27 protein-coding genes, 1 pseudogene and 1 riboswitch are annotated in these 24835 nt (G+C 68.5%); of the genes and pseudogenes, 16 read left to right on the forward strand and 12 right to left on the reverse strand.

Annotated elements, in window-relative coordinates; translation table 11 throughout:
* Positions 1–2919 carry an MSCRAMM family protein gene (locus ACZ48Y_RS08225; RefSeq protein WP_464740244.1) on the forward strand — a complete coding sequence of 973 codons (2919 nt, stop codon included), beginning with the start codon at positions 1–3 and terminating at the stop codon, positions 2917–2919.
* Here ACZ48Y_RS08225 and ACZ48Y_RS08230 read toward each other — a convergent pair.
* The 5 genes from ACZ48Y_RS08230 to ACZ48Y_RS08250 are packed head-to-tail and all read right to left on the reverse strand — an operon-like array spanning position 2916 to position 6947.
* On the reverse strand, positions 2916–3851 hold the full coding sequence (locus ACZ48Y_RS08230; protein ID WP_464740246.1) for a hypothetical protein: 936 nt from the start codon (positions 3849–3851) through the stop codon (positions 2916–2918). The genes ACZ48Y_RS08225 and ACZ48Y_RS08230 overlap by 4 nt on opposite strands.
* Complete coding sequence (locus ACZ48Y_RS08235) at positions 3848–4576, reverse strand: hypothetical protein (protein WP_464740248.1); 729 nt, start codon at positions 4574–4576, stop codon at positions 3848–3850. Before ACZ48Y_RS08235 ends, ACZ48Y_RS08230 begins: the two co-directional genes overlap by 4 nt.
* Positions 4573–5340, reverse strand: a complete 768-nt coding sequence (locus ACZ48Y_RS08240) for a hypothetical protein (RefSeq protein WP_464740250.1) — start codon at positions 5338–5340, stop codon at positions 4573–4575. Before ACZ48Y_RS08240 ends, ACZ48Y_RS08235 begins: the two co-directional genes overlap by 4 nt.
* Positions 5340–6122: a hypothetical protein gene (locus tag ACZ48Y_RS08245; protein ID WP_464740252.1), complete on the reverse strand. Its 783-nt coding sequence runs from the start codon at positions 6120–6122 to the stop codon at positions 5340–5342. Before ACZ48Y_RS08245 ends, ACZ48Y_RS08240 begins: the two co-directional genes overlap by 1 nt.
* A gap of 12 nt (positions 6123–6134) precedes the next feature.
* Positions 6135–6947 carry a hypothetical protein gene (locus ACZ48Y_RS08250; RefSeq protein ID WP_464740254.1) on the reverse strand — a complete coding sequence of 271 codons (813 nt, stop codon included), beginning with the start codon at positions 6945–6947 and terminating at the stop codon, positions 6135–6137.
* A gap of 226 nt (positions 6948–7173) precedes the next feature.
* Positions 7174–7261, forward strand: a riboswitch (cyclic di-GMP riboswitch).
* 102 nt (positions 7262–7363) lie between these two features.
* On the opposite strand from ACZ48Y_RS08250, the gene ACZ48Y_RS08255 reads away from it, so the two are divergent.
* Positions 7364–7762, forward strand: a complete 399-nt coding sequence (locus tag ACZ48Y_RS08255; RefSeq protein ID WP_464740256.1) for a hypothetical protein — start codon at positions 7364–7366, stop codon at positions 7760–7762.
* On the opposite strand, the gene trpD is transcribed toward ACZ48Y_RS08255, so the two are convergent.
* The 4 genes from trpD to trpE are packed head-to-tail and all read right to left on the reverse strand — an operon-like array spanning position 7743 to position 11210.
* Positions 7743–8750 (reverse strand): anthranilate phosphoribosyltransferase, encoded by a 1008-nt coding sequence (gene trpD / locus ACZ48Y_RS08260; protein ID WP_464740258.1) that lies wholly within the window; start codon positions 8748–8750, stop codon positions 7743–7745. The genes ACZ48Y_RS08255 and trpD overlap by 20 nt on opposite strands.
* 4 nt (positions 8751–8754) lie before the next feature.
* Positions 8755–9402, reverse strand: a complete 648-nt coding sequence (locus ACZ48Y_RS08265) for an anthranilate synthase component II (protein WP_464740260.1) — start codon at positions 9400–9402, stop codon at positions 8755–8757.
* Positions 9399–9782, reverse strand: a complete 384-nt coding sequence (locus tag ACZ48Y_RS08270; RefSeq protein ID WP_464740262.1) for a four helix bundle protein — start codon at positions 9780–9782, stop codon at positions 9399–9401. Before ACZ48Y_RS08270 ends, ACZ48Y_RS08265 begins: the two co-directional genes overlap by 4 nt.
* 3 nt (positions 9783–9785) lie before the next feature.
* A complete protein-coding gene (gene trpE, locus ACZ48Y_RS08275; RefSeq protein WP_464740264.1) occupies positions 9786–11210 on the reverse strand; it encodes an anthranilate synthase component I in 1425 nt (474 codons plus the stop codon).
* 209 nt (positions 11211–11419) lie between these two features.
* Between trpE and rpsF the strand changes: the two genes are divergently transcribed.
* The 6 genes and pseudogenes from rpsF to ACZ48Y_RS08305 all read left to right on the forward strand — a co-directional run bounded on the left by rpsF (position 11420) and on the right by ACZ48Y_RS08305 (position 15847).
* Positions 11420–11749, forward strand: coding sequence for a 30S ribosomal protein S6 (gene rpsF, locus ACZ48Y_RS08280; protein WP_464742896.1), 330 nt, complete (start codon positions 11420–11422; stop codon positions 11747–11749).
* 10 nt (positions 11750–11759) lie between these two features.
* Positions 11760–12542, forward strand: a complete 783-nt coding sequence (locus ACZ48Y_RS08285) for a single-stranded DNA-binding protein (protein ID WP_464740266.1) — start codon at positions 11760–11762, stop codon at positions 12540–12542.
* Between the two features lie 12 nt (positions 12543–12554).
* On the forward strand, positions 12555–12809 hold the full coding sequence (gene rpsR / locus ACZ48Y_RS08290) for a 30S ribosomal protein S18 (RefSeq protein ID WP_464740268.1): 255 nt from the start codon (positions 12555–12557) through the stop codon (positions 12807–12809).
* A 9-nt stretch (positions 12810–12818) separates the two neighbouring features.
* Positions 12819–13259 (forward strand): annotated as a pseudogene (gene rplI / locus ACZ48Y_RS08295) (50S ribosomal protein L9); the annotation flags it as partial.
* 172 nt (positions 13260–13431) lie between these two features.
* The gene (gene dnaB, locus ACZ48Y_RS08300) at positions 13432–14766 is read left to right on the forward strand and encodes a replicative DNA helicase (protein ID WP_464740270.1); all 1335 of its coding nucleotides are present in this window, start codon (positions 13432–13434) and stop codon (positions 14764–14766) included.
* Between the two features lie 4 nt (positions 14767–14770).
* Complete coding sequence (locus ACZ48Y_RS08305; protein WP_464740272.1) at positions 14771–15847, forward strand: MFS transporter; 1077 nt, start codon at positions 14771–14773, stop codon at positions 15845–15847.
* Here ACZ48Y_RS08305 and ACZ48Y_RS08310 read toward each other — a convergent pair.
* Positions 15770–16573 carry a carbohydrate kinase family protein gene (locus ACZ48Y_RS08310; protein ID WP_464740274.1) on the reverse strand — a complete coding sequence of 268 codons (804 nt, stop codon included), beginning with the start codon at positions 16571–16573 and terminating at the stop codon, positions 15770–15772. The genes ACZ48Y_RS08305 and ACZ48Y_RS08310 overlap by 78 nt on opposite strands.
* Positions 16574–16624: 51 nt before the next feature.
* Here ACZ48Y_RS08310 and ACZ48Y_RS08315 point away from each other — a divergent pair, with 51 nt between their 5' ends.
* Positions 16625–16936, forward strand: a complete 312-nt coding sequence (locus tag ACZ48Y_RS08315; RefSeq protein WP_464740276.1) for a rhodanese-like domain-containing protein — start codon at positions 16625–16627, stop codon at positions 16934–16936.
* Here the strand turns inward: ACZ48Y_RS08315 and ACZ48Y_RS08320 are convergent.
* Positions 16884–17669 (reverse strand): alpha/beta fold hydrolase, encoded by a 786-nt coding sequence (locus ACZ48Y_RS08320; protein WP_464740278.1) that lies wholly within the window; start codon positions 17667–17669, stop codon positions 16884–16886. The genes ACZ48Y_RS08315 and ACZ48Y_RS08320 overlap by 53 nt on opposite strands.
* A gap of 23 nt (positions 17670–17692) precedes the next feature.
* Here ACZ48Y_RS08320 and ychF point away from each other — a divergent pair, with 23 nt between their 5' ends.
* Entirely contained in the window at positions 17693–18820 is a 1128-nt protein-coding gene (gene ychF / locus ACZ48Y_RS08325) for a redox-regulated ATPase YchF (RefSeq protein WP_464740280.1), read from the forward strand.
* Here ychF and ACZ48Y_RS08330 read toward each other — a convergent pair.
* Positions 18817–19074, reverse strand: coding sequence for an HNH endonuclease (locus ACZ48Y_RS08330; protein ID WP_464740282.1), 258 nt, complete (start codon positions 19072–19074; stop codon positions 18817–18819). The two genes, ychF and ACZ48Y_RS08330, sit on opposite strands and share 4 nt — an antisense overlap.
* A 42-nt stretch (positions 19075–19116) precedes the next feature.
* On the opposite strand from ACZ48Y_RS08330, the gene rph reads away from it, so the two are divergent.
* From rph to ACZ48Y_RS08360, 6 genes are read left to right on the forward strand one after another with little or no spacing between them, the layout of a single operon-like run.
* Entirely contained in the window at positions 19117–19830 is a 714-nt protein-coding gene (rph, locus tag ACZ48Y_RS08335; protein ID WP_464740284.1) for a ribonuclease PH, read from the forward strand.
* Positions 19831–19841: 11 nt separating this feature from the next.
* Positions 19842–20423: an XTP/dITP diphosphatase gene (locus ACZ48Y_RS08340; protein WP_464740286.1), complete on the forward strand. Its 582-nt coding sequence runs from the start codon at positions 19842–19844 to the stop codon at positions 20421–20423.
* Complete coding sequence (locus tag ACZ48Y_RS08345; RefSeq protein WP_464740288.1) at positions 20410–21438, forward strand: hypothetical protein; 1029 nt, start codon at positions 20410–20412, stop codon at positions 21436–21438. Before ACZ48Y_RS08340 ends, ACZ48Y_RS08345 begins: the two co-directional genes overlap by 14 nt.
* Positions 21435–22166, forward strand: coding sequence for a TlyA family RNA methyltransferase (locus tag ACZ48Y_RS08350; protein WP_464740290.1), 732 nt, complete (start codon positions 21435–21437; stop codon positions 22164–22166). The genes ACZ48Y_RS08345 and ACZ48Y_RS08350 overlap by 4 nt, the downstream gene beginning before the upstream one ends.
* A 23-nt stretch (positions 22167–22189) precedes the next feature.
* Positions 22190–22702 (forward strand): hypothetical protein, encoded by a 513-nt coding sequence (locus ACZ48Y_RS08355; RefSeq protein WP_464740292.1) that lies wholly within the window; start codon positions 22190–22192, stop codon positions 22700–22702.
* A 57-nt stretch (positions 22703–22759) separates the two neighbouring features.
* A complete protein-coding gene (locus ACZ48Y_RS08360) occupies positions 22760–24715 on the forward strand; it encodes a thioredoxin domain-containing protein (protein WP_464740294.1) in 1956 nt (651 codons plus the stop codon).
* Positions 24716–24835: the final 120 nt, after the last annotated feature.

Consider the following 24835-nt stretch of genomic DNA (forward strand, 5'->3'; position numbering starts at 1 on the left):
GTGCGACGCACGCTCGGCGTGGCCTGGCTCGCCTCCCTGGCCCTGGCCGCGCCGCTGACCCTCGTCCCCACCTCGCCGAAGGTTCGGGTTGCCGCCCCGGGCGAGGTCGTCACCCACGTCTTCCGCCTCAAGGGCGAGGGCGGCCCCTACCTGCCCGTCTTCGAGAGCAGCGCCGGGTTCCCCATCCTCTCCCGCCCCCGGCCGGTGCGGCCGCCGGCCTTCATCGCGGTCACCGAGCGGGTTCCGGAGGACGCGCTCGAGGGCACCGAGGACGTCCTCACCGTGCGGGTCAACGGCGCGCGCGCCGCGGTGCGCACCCGGGTCGCCTTCCGCCCGGGCCTCGCACTCTTGGCCCCCAAGACCGCGACCTTCGTCCCCCCGGTCAAGCTGGTCGAGGTCGCGGTGGAAAACCGGGGGAACGGCCCCGACGCCTTTCTGCTCGAGGTCCTGCGGGGGAAGGAGGTCCTCGAGGCCCACCGCTTGCGCCTGGGGCCCGGCGAGCGGGCCCGGCTGACCTTGGCCCTCGACGCCCCCGGGACCTACCGGCTGAGGCTCCGCGAGCTGCGGGCGGGGAGGGTCGAGGAAGCCCTCCTCACCCTGACCCGGCCCGAGCGCACCCCCTTCGGCCCCTTTCGCCTGACCGGCACCGCCGCCCTCGGCTACGCCTACCCCGGCCACGCCGCCGCGGCCACCTTCTCGCTTTCCGGGGCCCTCTCCGACTACGTCAGCACCCGGCTCTACGGGGCCTGGGCGCGGGGCGCGGTGCCCTACGCTTCCCTCAACTTCCGGGGCGAGGGCTGGGCGACGGGGCTCGACCTCTCGACTCAGGCGACGGGCCGGCTCTCGCTCTGGGAGGGGCCGGTCGCGGTCACCTTCAGCGGTTCCACCGCGGGCCCCTGGATGCGCGGCGAGGTGCGCCTGAGCCTGCCCCGACAGACCCACGCCTTCAGCGTCTACACCGACGACGATTTGATCTTCGACCTCTCCGGCAACCTCGCCGGGAGCCGCGAGAACTACCGCTACGCGCTGAGCTGGCGGCCGCTGGACCCGGCCTTCAGCCTCGGCCTGGGGGCGAGCTGGGCGGTCGCGCGGGGCCAGCTCAGCCTCGACTACCAGGCCCGTCACGCCCCGCCCGAGCCCTTTTCGCAGGGGCTCTCCCTGGGCTACGGCGAGGGCGGCGCGAGCGCCGGGGCGCGGCTGGCGTTCGCCGACCGTGCCCTGTCCGACTGGAGCCTCGCCGTCGCGGCCGACGGCGCGACCCTCTTCGGGAAGGGGGCGCTGCCCTCGAGCTTCGGGCTCGAGCTCAACCCCGAGCACCTGCTCCTCTCCGCCTGGGCAAGGCCCCTCGCCGCCCCCGAGCTCAGCGCCAGCCTGGACGCCGGCTGGCGCTTTGCCAGCGGGGCCTTCCTCGACGCCAAGGGGGTGCTCGACCTTCCCCCGCCCTTTGGGCGGCTTTCCGCCACGTTGGGCTACGACGCCGGGCGGGCGCGGGCCGCGATCGCGGCCCGCGCCGAGCCGCCCCTGGAGGACGCCTGGCTGGGCCTCGGCGCCCGGCTCGCCTATCCCTGGGAGCAAAGCGAGCTGAGCGCGGCGCTGCGCTTTGGGACCACGGCGAACCACATCTCCTTTACCGCCAGGGCATGGCCGTTTGAACCCGCGCTGGGGCTATCTGCCGGGGCGCAAAGCGTGATTGGCACGGGGACATGGTCGTTTAATGCCTACTATCGCCTTCCAGAGGGGCATTTCGGCGCTTCGCTCGGCGCAAAGTACCCGATCATTCTGGAGGTCCCGGAGTCTGTCGCAAGCTTCTTTGGAGGACGTAAGGCCGGCACCGTGTTAGGCGAGCTGCGTCCTGATGCGCCGGTGGATTCCCTGGCGGGCATCGTGGTCCAGGCCGGCCCTTACCGGGTCAAGTCCGAGGCCTCGGGGCAGTTTACACTTCGACTGCCCCCTGGAACGTGGATTTTACGACTTCTTGAGGAAACGCTTCCTGCGCAGCTCCTGCCCAAGGTCACCGAAAGGCGCATCACCTTGCGGGAGAAGGAAACCCTTCGGGTGGTGTTTCCGCTTTCGGTCCGTGGGCGGCTTGCGGGGCGGGTCGAGGTAAAGGGGGGCGAGGCTTCTGCTCCAAGGCGTTTCGCCGTCGAGGTCGAGGATGCCCGTGGTCGAAAAATCGTGCTGTTTACCGACGCTCTCGGGCGTTTTAACCTGCCAGGGCTCAGGCCCGGCCCCTACGTTGTACGCATCCGCACCGACTATTTGCCGCCAGGGTATCGGGCATTGATCGGCGAGGTAAAGGTGCGGCTATCCCCCGGGCAAAACGAGACCGTGACCCTTGTCGTTCAGGCCCCGCCGCGCCAGGTCTTCAAACCCGGTAAGGTCCAGATCGTTTCCGTTCAGCCAGAGGTGGAAACCGTTCCACCGGGCGCGGCGCCCCTGGTGTTTGCTGAGGTAAAAGGACGTCCCTCGCGACTTGTCGTGCGTTACCGCGACCGCATCCTGGGATTGCTCCTTTCGCAAGCTGAAGGAAAGCCTTGGCGGGGCCGGGTCGTCGTGCCCGGAAACGTCGAGGGGACGTTGCCGTTACAGCTGGTCGCGGAGATCTCAGGTCAGGAAGCTGCACGGTTTCCGTTCTTCCTTAACGTGGATGGCCGCGCGCCATGGGGGGTGGTGCGGACCCTGCCCCTGGTGCACCCCGGGCAAAAGGGTGTCCCGGTCGTGGTTCACCTTTATGCGGTGGCTGAGGAGGCGTGGCTTGAAGTTGGGGAAAAACGCCACCCCCTGGTAGGGCAGGGGGCCGACTGGAAGGGGCAGTTCGACGTTCCCCAAACGTCCAAAGGGCGCTTAAAGCTAACGCTGAAGGCGCGACTTTTCTCAAAAGAGGTGGTGGTGATTGAGCGTTACGTGCTGGTGCGTTAATAGAGGTCAAGCCTGACCGGGGGCCTGTCCTTGGTAGGCACGAGCGGGCGTTGCCTGAGGGCTTCGGTGAGGGATGCTTGAAGCGCTTCTGAGAGTGGCTTGGCGATGCGTCCGCCTTCGACCCGCAGCGTTTGGGTTTGGCCGCTTCTTCGAATCAGGCGTTCAACGCTGAGTTGAATGCGATCCCTCATGCCGCGGTCAGGGGCCTCAAAGCCATGCGCGCGTGCTCTCAGTGGCAGCCCCCAGGCAACCTGGGCATGCCAGACCCAGATGAAGCGTTCGTTATCAATTTCTTCCAGCAAATACGAATACCCGAAAAGCCACGGGTAGCCGTCGAACTTAAGGTCGATCGAGGGCGAGTCGGCCCGCATCCAGCGAATCGTTTCCACGGGCACTTTGCGTTCGTCGTCCTCGGGGGCGCTCGCCGCGTAAAGGGTGTCGGCGAGTTCGGCGTGAGGTATGCCGCGAACCTTCACCCCTACGCGCAACGCCTCGGACCGGAAGGCCTCTTTGATCGCCTGGCGGATGGCGAGTTCCGGATTAACTTTGATCCCCTCTGCTTCGCTGGAACCCACCAGCTGAAGGTCGTAGAGCTCCAAAATCAGCGTCAAATACTCCACCGTTTCTCCCCAGCCCTCGGGCTGGGTGTGGCCGAGGACAACCACCTCGCGATGGGTTCGGTCCGGCCCGGGGTAAGGATGGGGGTTCTGACAGCCCCAATCCATATCCAGGTTGACGCTTACTTCGGCGTAAGGCGCCGCATTTGAGGGTGCTGAACGCGGATCGTAGAGCGCGCCGCAGCGCAGGCTTTCCTCGCTGTAGGAAAAATAGACGGTGTCGGGAAGCCAGGCGTGGTTTCCATCCGGCAGCAACGCCGGGCTCGCCAACGCAAGGACGGCAAGGCCCAGACCCACCATCCAGACCAGCTTCATTGGCCCACCTCCCAGGTGCTGGTGCCCGCGCCTGGGGCCGAAACCACAAAACGCGCGATCACGGCTTCGGCAGGCCAGGCGATGGAAGCCGAGAACATGCGGCGGCCACCGGGCAAAAGGAAGTCTTGAAAGCGCAAGGGTTCGGCCAGCACCTGCCCCCGTGCATCGAGGAACTCCAGACTGGCACGGACGTGGAGGCAGGCATCGCCGGTATTGGCGAGCTCCGCCTTAAAGACGTTGTCAGCAAACCGAGCGTGGGCAATCGTGTAGCTCGGGTCGCTGCGGCCTTCGACGTTGACGAAGAAGGGGATCATCAGGTGCACCTTAGGCTTGAGCTGCAGCGCGGATGCATGGACGCCACCTGGGGAAGGCGTCAGGAGGAGCGCGCCGTAGTAGCAGCCACTGGCGTTCTCGGGGAGTTGCAGCTGATAGCGCAATCGGCGCGAGGCCTGAAACTCGAAAATGCCGGTTGCGATCTGGAGATAAGGGCTTAAGGTTTCGGGAATCATGCCCGGGGGAAGAAGTTGAACTGTGCCCTCCGGGTCCATTTGCCAGTCCATGAGCTGAGCCTCGATTCGTGTTGGCGCGCGCGAGAACACCGTCAACGCGCCGAGCGCGCGTTGACCGGGCGCCAGGTTGAGCCAAACCGCGGGTGGCGTCACCCCAAACCCGCTGGCGAAGACCCCCGTGGCCAAAATGCCCAGCACTGCCAGCCAGCGCTTCATCTCGGCCTCACCAGATACTCCACCTCGATGGTTGTTTCCGTCCCCAGTAAACGGGGGTCAAGCTGGCTGAGATCGAGCTCCATGAAATAGAGTAAGGGGACGGCGAACACCGATCGGTACTGGCTTTCGTAGGCGGCGCTGTTGTTCTTGCTGGGGTCCTCGGCGAGCTTGCGCCTTTGGGTGCGGAGGGGTTTGGCGTAACGCTTAATCTTGTTGTTGGCGAGAGGCTTTTTCGCGCAGAGCGTTCCCGCTTCTGAGAGGGACAATGGAAGCACGTAGAAGTTGACGCCGGTGGGGGGCGGTGCCCCGCGAATGCGAACGTCCAGCCGCCAGCGGTCATTGCTCAAGATAAGAAGGTCCCCATCCGCGCGGGCGGTGCCCTCGCAGCCGTGGTAGACCACGGAGAAGCTCGGGTTGCGTAGCACGGCGCTGGGCGCGAACCGGCAGGCCGGCAAACCGTTTGGCAACGAGCTCGGGGAAAGGGTCCCCTGGTAGGTGCCGCTCGGTGCCTGGTCGAGCCCGAGGCAGGTCGAAAGCCCTTTCGGACCGGCCACCGGCATCGCGTAGTCCGGGTACCGGTTCGCGTTTAGCGTGCTCAGGAGACCAGGGGGATGGGAAGCATTGGGGCCGGCGACGAAATCGAAGTTGACCTGGTCCACGTTCAGTGCGAGGTAGAGGTAGGGTTTGTAGGCGAAGTCGAGCGTGGCTTGCTGCCCCAGCGCGAGGCCGCTCAGGGCAAGGGCGAGCAAAACCCAGCGAGGCATCATTTCAAGGTTACCTCGGCGTAGAGACGCGCGGGGAGCGGGACGGGTTTTTCCGCCCAGACCTCGACTGCAGCAAGTATCGCCTCCGCTGGAAGGTCCTCGGGCAGACGAATGCGCATACGGGCCAGGCCCTCGCGGAGCACCACGCGCTCGGGCAGCTTAAGCTGCTTAACCACAGCGCCCTGAGGGTTTAAAAACTTCAACGCCCCCTGGAGCCGGAGGTAGGTGTTGCCGGTATTTTCGACGTCGAGTACAAGCTGGTTCGCTTCCCGCTCGAAGCGGGTGATGCGCGCGGAGGGCTGCTCGGTTCCGGCGATCGTGACGTAGATGATGTAGTTGGCCGCGACACGGATCAAGACCGTGCTCTTTTCGTCTTGATTCGGCGGGGTGGTGACGAAGTGGGCCGCGGCCCAGTAGCTTCCCGAGAGCCCGGGATCGTTGGGGACGCGTACGGTGATCTTGACCGGGTGGTAGCGGGCCGCGCTGATCTCGAACGGGTCGAGGCCAGCCTGGAGCCAGTTGAGGGCCGAGTAAGGGTTTTGCCCGGGGGGGAGGAGCACCACGGTGCCGTCCGGCTTCATCGTCCAATCGGCGAACTGGGCAAAGACCCGGAGCGGGGTGTCCTCGGTGGTGAAGACCTTGACCTCAACGGTCTTCTGCTCCCCGGGGGCTAGGGTGAGCTCGTCGCGCGGAGGGGCGACGCCGATGCCCTGGAGCGCGAGCGAAACCCCCCCCGCGAGGAGGAGCAGGGGGGGCAGAAGCGCCAGTAAATTTCGTTTCAAGGCAGAGTTCCTTTACGGGTTGCTGATCGTGTACTTGACGGTGATCGTGTTATTAACATTGCCAGAGTTTAATGCGGTTGCGAAATCCACTTTGAGTGCAAAGTTAAGCGGCTGCATGTAAAGAAAAGGAGAAATGCCACTTGAGAGCTTGACGCGGTAAGCGTTTGGATCAGACCCACTACCGAAGCCAGTAGAAATGGTTACTGAAGTCGTCGAGGAGCTAAGCGCTTTACCATCGCTTAGACCTTTATTAGTCCCGGTGGTATCCTCAAGAGTACCTTCAGTACCTTCCTCTGGATCCCAAGCATACGGGTACAACATTAAATCAATGCCATTAGGGATTGCGCCCGCACTGGTATCCACTTCTGCACTAAGAGTCCACCCCGTGTCGTAGGTCAGTACCAAGAGGTCCGCATCGGCCTCATTATCAAAATCTTCGCTGGTCGTGTCTGGATCGTCGTAGGAGGCGTCGTAGTTGGATCCGCCGCTACCAATTACGGGTGCAAAGTAACAGGTAGCTGTAGAGCTTGTATTAGAGAGTGTGGCGTTGTAGGTGGTTGTGCTACTTCCGAAAGATGGGGCGCTAATGCACGCTTCAAAACCAGACTGCGTGCCCTCGTAAACATCGGATAAGCTCGCCAAGTTGCCTACATTAATAGTACCAAGGGGGTTTTGAGTGAAATCGAAGCTCAAATCGCCCACGTTTATCCAAATGTAGGCAAACTGATCGAATGTTATGTTCCAGTTATGGCTTTGATTTGTTGACGGTGCTGCAAAGCTCAAGCTCGCGCTCATCAACCCCAAAAGCAAAAACAGCCTCTTCATCATCTCCCACCTCCGGTGAAGAGGCCGTAAGCCGGTCGCGCCACTGGCTCGCCCCGGTCCCTTGGCGCCCGTCTTGGGATTCCGGGGGTCATCGCCTCCCACGGCTCATCGGGGCTCATCTTAGGGCGGCGGGTGGAGGCCGTCACCCCCCATTTGGGGGGGTCCAAATGGGGGGTCCCTTCGGGAGGTCTGGGGCGTATCCTCGAGTTGGGCCTCGAAGGCGAGGCCTGCGTTCGGAGGCGATGATCCGCGCCCGCCAAAGGTGGGCACCAGGGTGGCGCGGGGAGCCAGTGGTGCAACCGGCCGGACGCACGGAACGTTTCCTTCCCCGTGTGCCCTGCCCGGTTGCACCCCGTCCACGAAAGGAGGTGGTCGGGGTGCGGGCATATTGGATCGCAACCTTACTCGCCGCGTTATTGGTCATCGGTTCATCGGGGGCGCTCTCGCCAAGCGCCACCACCACGGTTCGGGTCAAGATTCCCGAGGTGTTGATGCTCTACGTCAACGGCCAGCCCGGCGGGCGGCTGCCGGTGCGGGTCGAGGACGGGCGGGTGATCCCCGACGAGGTCGAGGTGCGGGTGATCGCCAACACCGCCTGGACGCTCTTCGTCCAGGCCACCCCGCTCAGCGGGCCCATCACCCTGCCGCCTTCGCGGCTCTCTCTGGGCGGCCGGCCGCTCTCCAGCCTGCCCCAGCGGGTGGCGAAGGGAAGGGGGCCGGCGCGCTTCGTCTTTCCGCTCTCGGTGGCGCTCGGTCCCGGGGAGCCGAAAGACGGCTACCGGGCCGTGCTGACCTTCAACCTTGCGCGGCCTTAGTGGCCGCGGCGAGGCGCTCGAGCACCTCCAGCGGCGCGCCGGCGTCGAGGAGCGCCCCGGCCAGCCGCACCCCCTCGGCCAGGCTGGGGGCCCGCTCGGCGGCGTAGAGGGCGGCCCCAGCGTTCAGCGCCACCACGTCCCGCGCCGGGCCCCGGGCCTTGCCGGCGAGGAGCTTTCGGATCAGGGCCGCGTTCTCCTCGGGGGTCCCTCCCTTGAGCGCGGAAAGCGGCGCCGGGGCAAGGCCGAGGTCGCGGACGTCGAGGGTGTAGGTGGTGATCTCGCCGTCCTTGAGCTCGGCGACCTGGTTGGCGCCGAGGACCAGCTCGTCGGCCCCCTCGCCGTGGACCACCAGCGCCCGCCGCACCCCGAGGGCCTTTAGGGCTTCAGCCATGGGCCTGACCAGGGCCGGGTCGTAGACCCCGAGTAGGAAGTAGGCGGGGCGGGCCGGGTTGGTGAGCGGCCCGAGCAGGTTGAAGACGGTGCGCACCTTGAGCGCCGCGCGCACCGGGGCGACGTGGCGCATCGCGGGGTGGAAGCTGCGGGCGAAGAGGAAGCCCACCCCCACCTCCTCGATGACCCGGGCCACGGCCTCGGGGCCGAGCTCGATCGCCACCCCCAGGGCCTCCAGGACGTCCGCCGAGCCCGAGCGCGAGCTCGCCGCCCGGTTCCCGTGCTTGGCCACCTTGGCGCCGCCGGCCGCGGCGACCAGGGCGCTGGCGGTGGAGATGTTGAAGGTGCCCAGGCCGTCGCCGCCGGTGCCCACGACGTCGAGGACGGGGAAGGGCAGCGCGACCGGCCGCGCCGCCTCGCGCATCGCCCGGGCAAAGCCGGCGATCTCCGCCTCGCGCTCGCCGCGCAGCTTGAGCCCGATCAGCATCCCCGCGAGCTCGGCCTCGCCGAGCGCCCCCCGCATCACCGCCTGCATCAGCCGGTAGGCCTCGTCCTCGCTGAGGGTTTCGCCTTCGAAGATCTTTTTCAGCGCGTCCATGCCCTTACCTCCTCTTCGCCTCGTTCACGATGGCCAGAAAGTTCTCCAAAAGCTTGAGCCCCACCCCGGTGAGGATGCTCTCGGGGTGGAACTGCACGCCGAAGGTGGAGTGCTCGCGGTGCCTGAGGCCCTGCAGCGTCTCCCCCCAAGGGTCCTTGCTGACGGCCTCGGCGATCAGCGCCGGGGGCAGGTCCTCGACCACCAGCGAGTGGTAGCGGGTCGCGGTAAAGGGGCTGGGCAGCTCGGCGTAGAGCGGCCCGCCCTGGTGGAAGATGGGGCTCGTCTTGCCGTGCATGGGGTGGCCGCTGGGGCGCACCCGGGCGCCGAAGGCGGCGCCGATCGCCTGGTGGCCGAGGCAGACCCCGAGGATCGGGTAGGTGCCGGAGTAGCGCTGGATCAGGGGGATGGAGAGTCCCGCGGCCTCCGGGGTGGCCGGGCCGGGGCCGATCACCACCCCGTCGGGGTCGAGCGCGGCGACGTCCTCGAGGGCAAAGGCGTCGTTGCGCCAGACGGTGAGCCTGGCCCCCAGCTGGCCCAGGTAGTCGGCGAGGTTGTAGGTGAAGGAGTCGTAGTTGTCGATGATGAGGAGGTGGGGGGTGGGGCGTGGGGGATGGGAGGTGGGGGATGGGGTGTGGGTATGGTTTTCGATCATGTTTCCCTCCAGTGCAGCACGTAAGCCTGTAGACGCTTTGCCAGGCGTGCGATCTTCCGGTCCACGGCGGCGAATTCCATATCCGTCATAAAGCCCAGGCGATAGGCGAGCTCCAAAAGGGTGTCGAGCTCGTAGAGTGAGCCGAGCGCGATCTGGCCGAACCGGCTGCGCTCGGCGGGACGGTTGCGCCCCACGCCTTCAGCGATGTTGGCGGGTACCGATACCGCTGCCCGTCGGCTCTGAGCGATCAAACCGTAGCGTTCTTGGTCCGGCCAGTCATGGGTGATGCGGTAAATGGCCTCGGCCAGCTCCATCGCCTCCTGCCAAACCTCGAGGTTTCCCAGGTTGATGCTCGCGAGCCCGCCACGCTTTTCCGCCATTACCTACCCCCCACCTCCTACTTCCCACACCCCACGCTCCGCCATCGCGACCGCGCGCATCATCGCCTTCGCCTTGTTCTGGATCTCCTCGTACTCGCGCTCGGGATCGGAGTCGGCGACGATGCCGGCGCCGGCCTGGACGTGCACCCGGCCGTCCTTGATCACCAAGGTGCGCAAGGTCAGCGCCATGTCCATGTGGCCGTCGTAGGCGAAGTAGCCAAAGGATCCGCCGTAGGGGCCGCGGCGCAGGGGCTCGAGTTCCTCGATGATCTCCATCGCCCGGATCTTCGGCGCCCCGGAGATCGTCCCCATGGGGATGACGCTGGCCAGGGCGTCGAGGGGGGTCTTGTCCGGCTGCAACACCCCCTCGACGGTGGAGACGATGTGCATCACGTGGGAGTAGCGCTCGACGACCATCAGCTCCGGCACCTTGACGCTGCCGTGGCGGGCCACCCGGCCGATGTCGTTGCGCGAGAGGTCCACCAGCATCACGTGCTCGGCGCGCTCCTTTTCGTCGGCCAGGAGCTCCTCGGCGAGGGCCTGGTCCTCGGCCTCGGTCCTCCCCCGGGGGCGGGTGCCGGCGATCGGCCGGGTGACGACCTTCGTCCCGTCCGAGCGCAAGAGGCTCTCCGGGCTCGCCGAGACCAGCGTCACCTCGCCGAGGTCCAGGTAGCCCATGTAGGGGCTGGGGTTGACGGTGCGCAGCGCCCGGTAGATCGCAAAGGGGTGCACCCCGAGCGCGGCGCTGTAGCGGATCGAGGGGACGACCTGGAAGATGTCGCCGGCGTAGATGTGGGCCTTGGCCCGCTCGACCGCTTCGAGGAAGGCCTCCCGGGTCATCCAGGGCGAAAACGCGTGCCGCCGCCCGCCCTGCTCGCCGGGGACGCCGGGGAGGGGGCCCTTGAGCCGGGCCTCGGCCCAGGCCAGGCGCTCGCGGGCCTCCTTGATCGCGCTCACGCCGCCGCCGACCGCCGGGGCCAGGAGGTGCAGCACCTGCTTGAAGTGGTCGAAGACCGCAGTGACCTCGGGCTCCACGAAGAGCAGGTCGGGGGCCGCGAGGTCGTCGGGGTTTTCGTCGGGGAGGGCCTCGTAGTGGCGGATCAGGTCGTAGGCCGCGTACCCCACCGCGCCGCCGAAGAAGGGGGGCAGGGGCAGCGCCGCCTCGACCTCCCGGTGCACCGCGGTATAGAGCGTCTTCAAGGGGTCCGCGGTCTCCACCGGTTCGCCGTTGATGGTGAAGACGCCGTTCTTGAGGCGGAAGGTGCGGCGGGCGCCGACCCCGATGATCGAGTAGCGGCTCCAGCGCTTGCCGGCCTCGACCGACTCCAAAAGGAAGCTCGGGGTGGTCTTCTCGGCGAGCTTGAGGTAGGCGCCGACCGGGGTCTCGAGGTCGGCGAGCAGGGTGCGGTGCACGATCGTGGTCTTCATCGCGGTCTCCTAAAAGAAAAAGGCCCCGGGATCCCAACGCCCCGAGGGCACGCCCGCGCCGCCCCCGGGCTACCCGGGCCACCAGCGGCGAAGGGCGAGGGCCTGCATCTTGCCGTCAGTTTATTCAGGCCTCGGGGCTTTGGCAAGCGGTGTGCTATACTCCTTGCTTGGCCCTTCCTGCTTCGGGTAAGGCCCGAAGCCATCAGGCCATGGGAGGTGGTGTTGTGGCAAACGCAACGTACGAAGTGGGGTTGATCCTCAACCCCAACCTGGAACCGGAAAAGCTCAAGCTGGAAAAGGACATCATCGAGCGCGCCCTGGAAAAGCACCAGGCCACGGTCAAGGCCGTCGACGAGTGGGGCAACCGGCGGCTCGCCTACCCCATCGAGAAGGACACCGAGGGCTACTACATCTTCTACACCGTGGAGATGCCCGGGGCCGAGGTCAAGCCGCTGGAATCCGAGCTTTTGATCCGCGACAACGTGCGCCGGGTGATGATCGTCAAGGATCGCCCGGAGTGGCGGACCAAGAAACAGTAGAGTTGTAGGTATGGCCAAAGGTCTGAATCGGGTCATGCTCCTGGGGACCGTCACCCAGACCCCGGAGCTGCGCTACACCCCCGGGGGGCTCGCGGTGCTCGAGGCCACGGTCGCCGGGCAGGACAAGGTCACGACCGAGGGCGGCGAGGTCCGGGAGTTCCCCTGGTACCACCGGGTCAAGCTCTTCGGGCGCTACGCCGAGCTTTTTGCCGAGCAGCTCAAGGCCGGGGTGCCGGTCTTCGTCGACGGGCGGCTCGACTACCGCAGCTGGGACAGCGCCGAGGGGCAGCGCCGCAGCGCCCTCGACGTGCGCGTGGACCGCATCGAGGTGCTCGAGCCCAAGGAGGGCCGCACCGTCGCCGACGCCCGGGGCCAGGAGCGGATGACCGACGCGGTCAACCAGGTGGTCCTGATCGGCAACCTCACCCGCGACGCGGACCTGCGCTACACGCCGCAGGGCACCGCGGTGGCCAAGCTCGGGGTCGCGGTCAACGAGACCTTCACCACCCGCGGCCAGGAGCAGGAGAAGACCCACTTCGTCGACGTCGTCGCCTGGCGCGAGCTCGCCGAGTGGGCCGGGGAGCTGAAGAAGGGCACCCCGGTGCTGGTCTTCGGCCGCCTGGTCAACGAGTCCTGGACCGCGGCCGACGGCAGCCGGCGCTTCGCCACCCGCGTCGAGGCGCAGCGCATTGAGAAGCTGGCCCGGGTCGCGGAGCCCGCGGCGCCGAGCGGGGGCGTGGATCTGGAAGAGGGCCTTGAGGAGTTCCCGCCCGAAGAGGACCTTCCCTTTTAGAGGAGAGCAACGATGAGCGCGAAGAAAGCCGCGAAACCCAAGAGGTACCGCAAGCCCAAGGAATGCCCCTTTTGCAAGGGGGAGCTGGAGATCACCGACTACAAGGACGTGAGGATGCTCAAGCGCTTCATGTCCGAGACCGGCAAGATCCTGCCCCGCCGCCGCACCGGGGTCTGCGCCAAGCACCAGCGCCGGTTGGCGATGACCATCAAGCGCGCGCGGATCATGGCCCTGGTGCCCTTCACCGAGAAGCTCGTGCGGAAGTAGGAGGCGACGATGAAGGTCATCCTGCTCGAACCCGTGGAAAAGCTCGGCGACGTCGGCGACGTGGTCAACGTCAAGCCCGGCTACGCCCGCAACTACCTCTTCCCCCGCGGCTACGCGGTGCCCGCGACCGCGTCCAACATGCGCGCGCTGGAGGCCAAGATCCGGGCCCTGGCCAAGCGCTCGGCGGAGCGTAAGGCGGAGGCCGAGCGGCTCAAGGAGCTGCTCGAGCCGATCACCCTGAAGATCAAGGTCAAGGCCGGCGAGACCAAGATCTACGGCTCGGTCACCGCCCGCGACATCGCCCGTGAGCTCGAGGCCCAGCACGGCATCACCATCGACCCCAAGCGCCTGGCGCTGAGCCGACCGATCAAGGAGCTCGGGGCCTACGAGCTGGTCTATAAGCCCCACCCCGAGGTGCCGATCACCCTCAAGGTCTGGGTCCTCGATCAGGAGGGCCGGGGGGTCTTCGTCGGCGAGGCCGAGGGCGAGGCCCAGGGCGGGGACGAGGCCCCGGCCGAGGCGAAGGGCGCTGAGGCTTAAGCCCCACTTGCCGCCCCGGTCGGCGCTGGCCGGGGCGGTCTTCTATTAAGCTGAAGGCGGATTTTCCCAACTCGGGGGTGCTATGGAAGGCAGGGTGTTGCCGCATAACCTGGAGGCCGAGGCCAGCGTGCTGGGTTCGGTCCTCGTCGATCCCTCGGTGCTCGAACGGCTCGAAGGGGTGCTCACCGCGGACTCCTTCTACAAGCCCGCGCACCAGAAGATCTGGCGGGCGATGGAGCGGATCGCCGCCAAGGGCGACCCGGTGGACCTGGTCACCCTCACCGAGGCCCTGCGCCGCGAGGGGACGCTGGACGAGGTCGGGGGCACTCTCTATCTGGTGGGGCTCGCCGAGCAGACCCCCACCGCGGCCTACGCCGAGCACTACGCGGCGATCGTCGCCGAGAAGGCGGCGCTGCGGCGGTTGATCGCCGCCGCCGGCGAGGTGATGCGGCTGGCCTACGAGGAGGCCGGAAGCCTCGAGGAGATCCTCGACGCCGCCGGGCAGAAGATCCTCGAGGTGCAAAAGGACGGCCACCAGCGCGACTACGCTGCGCTCCGCGAGCTGGTGCACGAGACCTTCGAGTACATCAACGAGCTCTACGAGCACAAGGGCGCCCCCAAGGGGGTGCGCACCGGCTTCAAGGAGCTGGATCTGATGATCGGGGGGCTCGAGCCCGGCTCCCTGAACATCATCGCCGCCCGTCCCAGCATGGGGAAGACCGCCTTCGCCCTGACCATCGCCCAGAACGCGGCGCTGCGCAACGGCACCCCGGTGGGGATCTTCTCGTTGGAGATGCCCGCGGTGCAGCTGGTGACCCGGATGATAACCTCGGAGGCGCGCATCGACATGAACCGGCTGCGCCAGGGCAGCCTCTCCGAGCGCGACTTCCAGCGCCTGGTGGACGTCGCCGGGCGGATCGCCGAGGCCCCGATCTACATCGACGACACCCCGGACCTCTCGCTGCTCGAGCTCCGGGCCCGGGCGCGGCGCATGCACAGCCAGCACCGGCTTGGCCTGATCATCGTCGACTACCTGCAGCTGATGTCGGGGGCGGTGGCCAACGGCAAGAACGAGAACCGCCAGCAGGAGATCGCGGCGATCAGCCGCGGCCTCAAGGGCCTGGCCCGGGAGCTCGAGGTCCCGGTCGTGGCCCTCTCCCAGCTCTCCCGCGCGGTCGAGGGCCGGCCCAACAAGCGGCCCATGCTCAGCGACCTGCGCGAGTCCGGCTCGATCGAGCAGGACGCGGACTTGGTCCTCTTCATCTACCGCGACGAGTACTACAACCCCCACTCGGAGAAGGCGGGGATCGCGGAGATCATCATCGGCAAGCAGCGCAACGGCCCCACCGGGACTGTGGAGCTGCAGTTCCACGCCGCCCACGTGCGCTTCAACGACCTGGCGCGGGAGGAAATCTAGGGCCGTGCGCCGCGTCCTCCCGCCGGTGCTCTTGGGCGGCGCCCTCCTCGGCGTCGCCCAGACGCTGTATGGTCCGCTCTTTGCCCGCTTCTCCGAGGCCTTTGGGGTCCCGGTCTCGACGGTGGGCACGATCGTCTCCGCCCACTTCCTGGGGATGCTCCTCTTTACCCTGCTCTCGGGGGCGCTGCTTTCCCGGCTTGGCTTTCGCCGGGCGCTGGTGCTCGGTCCCGTGCTGATGGGGATCGGGGCGATCGGGCTGGCGCTCTCCCCGAGCTGGGGACTGGCCCTGGGGGCCGCCGGCCTGATCGGGGCCGGGTTCGGCTGGACCAACACCGTCCAGCTCACCTACCTCGGCGCGGCCTTTCCCGAACGGCGCTTTTTCGTCTTCAACCTGGAGAGCGCCTTCTATGGCCTGGGCTCGATGATCGGCCCCTCGCTGGTGGCGCTGGTGCCCGGGCGCAGCGGGGTGTTCTGGCTGCTGACGCTTTTCGCCTGCTTCGTCGCCGGGCTCTACCTGGCCGCGCCGCTGGCCGAGACCCAAGGGCGCAACCAGGCCACCGGGCCGCTGGGGCGGGCCCTGGCCGGGTTCATGGCCTTCTTTTTCCTCTACGTGGGGCTCGAGGTCTCCGGGGGGCACTGGGGTGCCTACCAGCTCGAGGTCCGGGGGGCGCCGTTCGCCCTCTGGATCGGGCTCTACTGGGGGATGCAGACCCTCGGGCGCTTTTTCTGGGCGCGCTGGGGAGGGGCCTCGCGCCCCTTTGCCCTGGCCGCGTTTTTGGCCGTGGGCGGGGGTTTTTTCCTGGTGGGGGCGGGCTGGAGCTACGCCGCCGCGGGCTTCTTCCTGGCCCCGGTCTTTCCCGGGGCGATGGCCTGGATGCAGGGGGTCTTGGGACCGAGCGGCGGGGTGGTGGCCGCGGCGATGATCGCCGGGAGCTTCGGGGGCATGGTCTTCCCGCCGCTCGTCGGGCTCTGGGTGGGGGCCTCGGGGATCGGGGCGGTGCCCCTAGCCCTCGGCCTGATGGCCTTGATGACCGGCGGCTTCGCCCTCTTTCTGGCCCGTCGCCTGGAGCGCCCGGGCTAGGGCCTCGGCGGGCTCGGCGCCGCGGTCCACCGCGGCCAGGAAGCGGCCGTAGATCGCCTCCGGGCTGGCGTCGGGGAGGGCGTGCTCGGACTCGTCCATCAGCGAGAGGAGCTTGATCCGGCCCTGGCGGAAGAAGAGCACGGTGGAGGCCAGGGTGAAGAGCTCGCCGGTCTTCAGCCCCAGCGCGCGGGCCGCGGCCTCGTCGATCTTGAGGTAGCTAAAGGGCATGAAGGGGCGGATGACCTCGAAGAGGTCGCCCTTGAAGGCCCGGGGGTGGTAGTTGAGGTCCAGGGAGAGGGCGAGCCCCCGGCGGATGCCCTCGCGGAAGGTCTGGATCGCGTGGGTGCGGGCGGGGTCCAGCCCGAAGGGCCAGGCGGTGGCGTGGAGGGTGGTGCCGCCCTCGAAGAAGACCTCGCCGGCGGCGTCGAGCTGGGCGTCGGCGGCGCGGTAGAAGAGGGTGTCCGGCCCTTTGAGGGCCAGGCTCGTGGGGTGCTGAGGATCTTCCTGGATCTGGGCCTCGAGCCCGGCGGCGGCGAGGGTCTCCTTGATCCAGGCGCCGGCCGCGTCGCGGCCCACCCGGGTGAGAAAACGCACCTTGGCCCCGGCCTCGGCCGCGGCCAGGGCTTCTCGCATCGCCGTCCCGCCCGGGCGCGGGGAGAAGGCGCCTTCCTTGAACGAAGCCCCGCCTTCGAGCTCGATCAGGGCTTCACCGATGACTAAGAGCACGACTACGCACCTCCCTAAAGCCCAAGCCTAGCCTACGCTAAAATCGCCCGTGTGAGGAAGCTGAGCTGGGCGGCCTACCTCAAGGCCCCCGACCGCTACCTTCTGGTGGACGTCCGGGACCCCGAGGAGGCCCGCAAGGCCCCCCTCGAGGGGGCGCTGAACCTCCCGTTGGAGCGGATCGCCAAGAAGGCCTACGACCTGCCCAAGGACCGCCCCGTCGCCCTGGTCTGCCAGCTGGGGCAGAAGTCCAGCCTGGCCGCGCTCTACCTCGATGCCGACGGCTACGAAGCCTACGTGATCGAGGGCGGGCTCAAGACGCGACCAGACGCCGGATCGCCTGGATCGCCGGCTCGGGACGGTTGACGTAGGAGAAGTGGCCGCCGCCCTTGAGGGTCTCGACCCAGGCCCCGGGGTAGCTGGCCTTGAGGGCCTCGCGGACCGGCGCCGGGAGCAGGGGATCGTTGTCCGCCTCGTAGATGCCGATCGGGCAGCTGGGCTCGGGCTTGGGGAAGAGGCCGGTCACCGCGTTGGCCCGGGAGATGAAGAGGCGCTTGTCCATGCGGCGGTAGCTGTCGACCAGGTAGCGCTCCAAAAAGGGGTCGTTGTCCCCGGCGGGGACGATGACCTTGCGGGTATGGGCGATGAGCGTCTGCTGCAGGACCGGCCAGGGGAGGAGCTTGGCCAAAAAGACCAGGCGGGCGTTGCGCCGGGCGAAGGCCTCGAGCGGGGGGAAGGTGTGCATCAAGAGCGCCCCGCGCACCCGGTGGGGCACCGCCCAGAGCAGGTACTGGGCGATGTAGCCGCCGAGTGAGCTGCCCACCACGTAGAAGGTGTCGATCTTGAGGTGGTTGACCACGTCGAAGACGCGGCGAACGTGGAACCCCAGGTCGTAGCCGAAGGGGTAGGTGGGGGCGATCACGCGGTGGGTCTTGGAGAGGGCCAGCATCTGCTGGAACCAGATGTCGCCGGCCCCGGCCATCCCGTGCAGGAAGAGGATCGGCGTCCCCCGTCCCAGGTCCCGGAAGGTCACCGGTCCGATGTAGCGGAAGGGATGGGCCTCGACGAAGGCGCGGTAGCGTTCGCTTTTGTCCTCCACCTGCCCTATACTAAGCGGTTGGCATGCCGAACCTTGGTATCGGAATCGTCGGCCTTCCCAACGTGGGGAAGTCCACCCTCTTCAACGCCCTGACCCAAGCCGGGGCGCTCGCCGCCAACTACCCCTTCGCGACGATCGAGAAGAACGTCGGCGTGGTCCCGGTCCCCGATCCGCGGCTGGAGGCGCTCGCCGCGGTCTTCAAGAAGGGCGAGCGCACCCCGCCGATCGTCCCCACCTCGGTGGAGTTCGTGGACATCGCCGGGCTGGTGCGCGGGGCGCACAAGGGCGAGGGGCTTGGCAACCAGTTCCTCGGCCACATCCGCGAGGTGGCGGCGGTGGCCCACGTGGTGCGGGCCTTCGAGGACCCCAACGTGGTCCACGTCGAGGGCAGCGTGGACCCCTTGCGCGACGTGGAGACGATCCACACCGAGCTCGCCCTGGCCGATTTGGGGGTGCTCGAGCGTCGCTTGGAGCGGCTGCAAAAGAGTGCCCGGGTGAACAAGGCCGACGCCGAGACGCTCGCGCTCCTTTCGCCGCTTGTGGACTGGCTCGGCGAGGGGCGGCCGCTGCGCACCTACCGGCCGGGGAGCGAGGAGGCCCAAAGGAAGCTCGCCGGGCTCTACCGCCAGCTGGGGCTGATCACCGCCAAGCCTCTGATCTACGTGGCCAACGTCGCCGAGGATGACCTGCCCGAGGGCGAGGGGAACCCCTACGTCGAGGCCTTGCGGGCCCGGGCCGCCGAGGAGGGGGCGGAGCTGGTGGTGGTGAGCGCGAAGCTCGAGGCCGAGCTCGCCGAGCTCCCCGAGGCCGAGGCCCGGGAGCTGCTCTTGGCCTACGGCCTCGCTGAGCCCGGCCTCCACCGCCTGATCCGCACCGGCTACCGGGCGCTGGACCTCGTCACCTTCTTCACCGCCGGGGAGAAGGAGGTCCGCGCCTGGACCGTGCGGCGGGGCACCAAGGCCCCCCAGGCGGCGGGGGAGATCCACTCCGACATGGCGCGCGGCTTCATCCGCGCTGAGGTCGTCCCCTGGGACAAGCTGGTCGAGGCCGGGGGCTGGGCCCGGGCCCGGGAGAAGGGCTGGGTGCGCACCGAGGGCAAGGACTACGTCGTCCAGGACGGCGACGTGATGCTGGTGCTCTTCAACGTCTAGCGAGGAAGCCTGTAGATCACGATGACGTCGGAACCTTGGCCGCTAGGAGGAGCTTTAGCTATAAAGTCGCCCTGCTCTTCGCGCATGAGTTTTCGCAGCGCATTAACGACCGCGGGCATTCGATTTTTAAGCCCCAATGCTTTGTGAACGTCTCCCGATTTGACTGCGATAACGCTGCGACCAAGACATTTGGCTTGCCTAAACCACTCTTCAACAAAAACTTCGACGAGTTTTGTTATGCTTGGTTTTTCCATGAAACCAGCTTACGATGGACCGGTTGTGTTTGGAGGAAGATAATGAATCGAAAGGACGGACGCGGGCCCCTGGACCTCAGGCCACTCTCGATCACCCCGGGCTACGCCGAGTACGCCGAGGGCTCGGCCCTGGTCGAGCTCGGAAAGACCCGGGTGCTGGCCACGGTCACCCTCAGCGAGGGCACCCCGCGCCACGTGGGCCGGCGCTCGGGGTGGCTGATGGTCGAATACAACCTTTTGCCCCGGTCCACCCGGATCCGCACCCAGCGGGAGCGCTTCAAGCTCGGCGGGCGCACCCAGGAGGTGCAGCGCTTTCTGGGCCGCGCCTTTCGCGCCGCGCTGGACCTCAAGGCGCTGCCGGGCAGGACCGTGGTGGTCGACGCCGACGTCCTGCAGGCCGACGGTGGGACCCGGGTCGCGAGCCTGATCGGGGGCTACGCCGCGCTTTGGCAGGCGCTGGACCGGATGGTGCGCGAGGGGGCGCTCGAGGACTGGCCGCTTTTGCCCTTCTCCGCGGTCAGCCTGGGCTGGTTCGGCGGGGAGCGCGTCCTCTTGGACCTGACCCAGGTCGAGGACGAGAACGCCTGGGCCGATCTGACGATCGTCGCCACCCGGGAGGGGGACGTGATCGAGGTGCACGGCGGCGGGGAGGGCCGACCGGTGCCCCGGACGGTCTACGAGCGGATGGTCGCGCTGGGGTTGGAGACCGTGCCCTCGCTGGTACGCCGGGTGCACGCGGCGCTCAAGGGCGGGTAGGCTAGAAGGTAATGGAGGTCGTGGTCGCGACGACCAACCCGGGGAAGCTCCGGGAGCTGCAAAAGGGGCTCGCCCCCCTCGGCTGGCGGCTGCGCTCGCTGGCCGAGTTCGACGTCCGGCTGCCCGAGGAGACCGGGATGACCTTCGAGGACAACGCCCTGCTCAAGGCCGCGAGCGTCGCCAAGCAGACCGGGCTCCCGGCGCTGGCCGACGACAGCGGCCTCGAGGTCGAGGCCCTCGACGGCGAGCCCGGGGTCTACTCCGCCCGTTTTGGTGGCCGCACCACCGACCTCGAGCGCAACCTCTACCTGCTCGAACGGCTCAAGGGGGTCCCCCCCGAGCGGCGCGGGGCCCGGTTCGTCGCGGTGCTGGTCCTGGCCTACCCCGACGGCGACCTCGAGCTCTATCGCGGCGAGGTCGAGGGGCGGATCCTCGAGGCCCCCCGGGGCGAGGGGGGGTTTGGCTACGACCCGCTCTTTTTCGTCCCCGAGGCGGGCAAGACCTTCGCGGAGATGACCCCCGAGGAGAAGGCCGGCTACTCCCACCGCGGCCGGGCCCTTGAGGCTTTGCTCGAAGCCCATGCGTCTGGTTGAGCCCAAGCTGGCCTTCTACCGGCTCTACGACGTCGCCGACGAGATCGAGCTTTCGCGACTGGACTGGCCGCGGGCGGCGTTCGGCCGGGCGCGCAGCCCGATCCGGCTGGCCGAGCCCCCGGCGGAGCTGGACCTCGGAAAGGCGCGCGTCGCCGGCCTGCCGGGGCGCTTGCGGGCGCGGGTCTTTTCCTTCGGCGTGGTCTCCTTGCGGCTCGAGCTGGCCCTAGGGGACGTCCAGGCGTATGACGAGGTCAAGCGCCTGGCGCTCTCCCTGGACCCCGAGGACGCGGTCTTCGAGGCCGCGCTCGCCGAGGTGCGGGCGGCGTTGAACACGGCCTGGGTGCGCCCGAGCCCTACCCTGGCCGAGGAGGAGTTTTCCGTCTTGCACTTCGTCGGGGTGGAGCCGGCGCTCCCGGCGAGCGCCCTCTTCGAGGCCTTGGACCTGGCCCCGCTGGTCCTCGGCGAGGAGGAGCCCTTCTCCCCCCAGGTGCGCGCGGAGCTTGCCCGGGTGGCCTTCTCCTACACCGAGGAAGACCTGGCCCTGCTCGGCTTCGAGCGGGTTTTGCTCTACGACTCGGAGGGGGTCTGGGACGTCGCCGACCTGGTGGAGTTCGTCCACGCCGAGATCCTCGAGCTCGGCTACTACGACCGCCTCCTGACCCAGCACCTGGCCCGGCTCCCCGACGAGCTCGCGGCCTACTCCCCCTGGCGCTGGCGCCACTACGAGCGGCTGCGCCGCCGGCTGATGCAGGTGCACGCCGAGGTCGTCGAGGTCCAGGCCAGGATGGAGGCCGCGCTCAAGATCACCGAGGACTTCTTCTACGCCCGGGTCTACCGCGCGGCGGCGGAGATCTACGGGGCCCGCGAGCTCTCGACGACCGCCCGGGAAAAGCTCGAGGCCCTCTCCGCGCTCTACGCGATGATCACAGAGGAGCAGAACTTCGCCCGGGCCCAGGCGGTGGAGGTGGGCATCTTTGCCCTGATCCTCTTCGAGGTCCTGAGGGCGCTCGTATGAGACTGGACCGCTACCTGGTGGAGGCCGGCCTGGCCGAGAGCCGGGAGAAGGCCAAGGCGCTGGTTCGCTCGGGGCGGGTGCGGGTGAACGGACGGGTGGTCAACAAGCCCGCCCATGCGGTCGGAGCCGAGGACCGGGTCGAGGTGCTGGCCCCCGAGCGCTACGTCGGGCGCGGAGCCTACAAGCTGTTGGGGGCGCTCGAGGCCTTCGGCGTAAACCCCGCGGGACGGGTCGCGGTCGACGTCGGGGCCTCGACCGGCGGCTTCACCCAGGTGCTCTTGGAGCGCGGGGCACGTCGGGTCTACGCGCTCGACGTCGGCCACGGCCAGCTTCACCCCCGGCTTCGGGCGGACCCCCGGGTGGTGGTGATGGAGGGGGTCAACGCCCGCGACCTGACCGCGCTGCCCGAGCCGGCGGACCTGGCGACGCTGGACGTCGCCTTCATCTCCAGCACCCTGATCCTCCCCGCCCTTTGGCGCGTGTTGCGCCCGGGGGGCGAGGCGCTGGTCCTGGTCAAGCCGCAGTTCGAGCTGGGTCCCGGGGCGCACCGCGGGGTGGTCCGCGACGAGGCGCAGCGGCGGGCGGCGCTCGAGCGGGTGCGGCGCGCCGCCGAGGCCCTCGGGTTTCGCATCCTGGGGGCCAAGGAGAGCCCCTTGCCGGGCAAGGCGGGCAACCGCGAGGTCTGGCTCTGGCTGGCCCGGCCCGGGTCAAACGACCCGGCGTCCTAGCCCTGGCGGTCTAGGCTGGGGGCATGCGCTGGATCCTGGGGGTGGCCCTTTTGACCCTCCTCCTGGCGGGCGCGGAGCAGGTGCCCACCGCCGGGTTCTTTCGCATCACCGAGACCCGCTCCCACGCCACCCAGACCCCGGGGGCCTGGCGCTACAGCATCACCCCCCGGACCCGAGAAGCGCGGCGCTACTGGTCGGAGATGGTGGGGAGCTGGCGCTGGCACCTGCGTGCGGGGCTGGTGGTGAAGCTGGGGCCGATCGTGCTGCGCTACGGCAAGGAGGGCCTCGAGGCCAGGCCCGGGTGCGCCCGCTACGCCCCCGCGTGCTTCGACCGGCCGAGCCTGCCCCAGGGCTTTTTACCCTGGAAGGCGGACCTGATCCTCATCGACCTGCACAACGCCCTCAGCGAGGTCCTCGAAAAGGCCAGGCAGAACGCCCGCCCCTACCCGGCGACGCTCACCCTTTCCAAGCTGGTGCGCCTGGAGATCCCCGCCGAGGGGCCCTGGAAGGCGGCCCCCTCCGGCTGGCGCCCCTAGGTCAATGTGGCCCCGCTCCTGGCGCCTTTGCCGATGGGCGCCGAGAATGGAGCGACCGTGAACCGACTGGCCAACGAGACCTCCCCCTACCTCTTGCAGCACGCCAACCACCCGGTCGACTGGTACCCCTGGGGCGAAGCGGCGTTCTTGCGGGCACGGCGGGAAGGCAAGCCGATCTTCCTCTCCATCGGCTACGCGACCTGCTACTGGTGCCACGTGATGGCCGAGGAGAGCTTTTCCGACCCCGAGGTGGCGGCGATCTTGAACCGCGCCTTCATTCCGGTGAAGGTGGACCGCGAGGAGCGGCCGGACGTCGACGCCCTCTACATGCGCGCCTATCAGCGGATGAGCGGGGGCGCCGGGGGCTGGCCGCTGAACCTCTTCTTGACCCCCGAGGGCCTGCCCTTCTTCGGCGGAACCTACTTCCCTCCCAGGCGCCGGGGCGGGCTGAGGAGCTTCAAGGAGGTGCTCTTGGCGGTGGCCCGGGCCTGGCAGGAGGAGCGCGCGGCGCTGGAGCGCGAGGCGGCCAGGCTGGCCCAGGGGCTGGGGCAGGGGCTCGTCCTCCCCGCCGAGGGGGCGCTCGACGCCGGCGTCCACGACCGGGCGCTGGCCGCGATCCAGCAGGCCTTCGACCCCCACCACGGGGGGTTTGGCACCGCTCCCAAGTTTCCCCAGGCGCCGCTCTTGGCCTACCTCCTCGAGCGGGCCTGGCTGGGGGAGGCTCGGGCCCGCGCGATGCTCCTGGCCACCCTGAGGGCGATGGCCGACGGCGGGATCTTCGACCAGCTGGGCGGGGGGTTTCACCGCTACAGCACCGACGCCTTCTGGCACGTCCCGCACTTCGAGAAGATGCTCTACGACAACGCCCAGCTGATCGAGGTCTACGCCGGGGCCTACCGCATGAGCGGCGAGGCGCGGCTTTTGGAGGTCGCCGAGGCGACCCTGGACTTCGTGCTCGAGGCGATGCGCGGCGAGGAGGGGGGCTTCATCTCCGCCCTCGACGCCGGCCCACCGGGCCAGGAAGGGGCCTACTACGTCTGGCGCTGGGAAGCGTGGACGCAGGTCCTCGGCGAGGCGGCCTCGGCCGCGGCCGAGGCCTACGGCGTGCGGCCCGAGGGCAACTGGGAGGCCGGGGTCAACGTCCTCGTGCGCAAGGCGCCCCCCGATCCCGAGTGGCAAGCGCGGCTTCGCCAGGCCCGCGCCGCCCGCCCCCGGCCCGACGCCGACGACAAGGTCCTCGCCGACTGGAACGGGCTCATGCTGCGCGCGCTCGCCGTCGCCGGTCGGCTGCTGGGGCGGGAGGACGCCCTTCGGGCCGCCGAGGCCAGCGCCGCGTTCTTGCTCGATGCGCTCTTCGAAGACGGGCGAATGCGCCACGCCTGGCGCCGGGGGCGGCGCCGCGAGGAGGCCTTCCTGGCCGACCAGGCCGCGGTGGGGCTGGGCCTCTTGGCGCTGCACGCGGCGACCGGCCGGCAGCGCTGGCTGGAGGCCGCCGGTGCCCTGGCCAAGGCCAGCCACGCCTTCTTCGACCCCGAGTCGGGGCGGTTCTATGACGCCCTAAGCGCCACCCCGCTGGGCCGCCCCGCCGACCCCGTGGATGGGGCCACGCCTTCGGGGAGCGCGCTGGCCGCGGCCTTTCTTCTCGAGGCCGGGGCGATCTTCGGCGTGCCCGCTTGGCAGGAGACGGCACGGCGGGCGCTCAAGGGGCTCGAGGCCGCGATGCAACGGGCCCCGCTTGGTTTCGCCGCCCACCTCTCGGCGCACCTTCGGGCCCTCGAGGGCAGCGAGCTGGCCCTGGTGACCCCGGCGCCCCAGCTCGAGGACGCGGTGCGGCAAGCCTTCCTGCCCCTCACCGCGACCGTGGTCGGCCCCAGGGACGCCGTGCCCCTGCTCGCCGGGCGCGCGCCCGGCCGGGCCTACCTTTGCCGGGAGGGGGCCTGCCGCCTCCCGGCCGCGACCATCGAGGCGCTTTGGGCCGAGCTTCGGACCCTCTATCCGGACGCCGCCTTGTGAAAATAAAAAAGAGGTCGGACCAGTTTACTTCTAATCCCGGATTATACCAGGTTGCATTTTCCCGAACCTTGGGTATCCTTGGCGCGTGGAGGGGGCCGAGGCGTCATCGCTGTGCCGGGG

The organism is Rhabdothermus arcticus, from assembly GCF_055382915.1.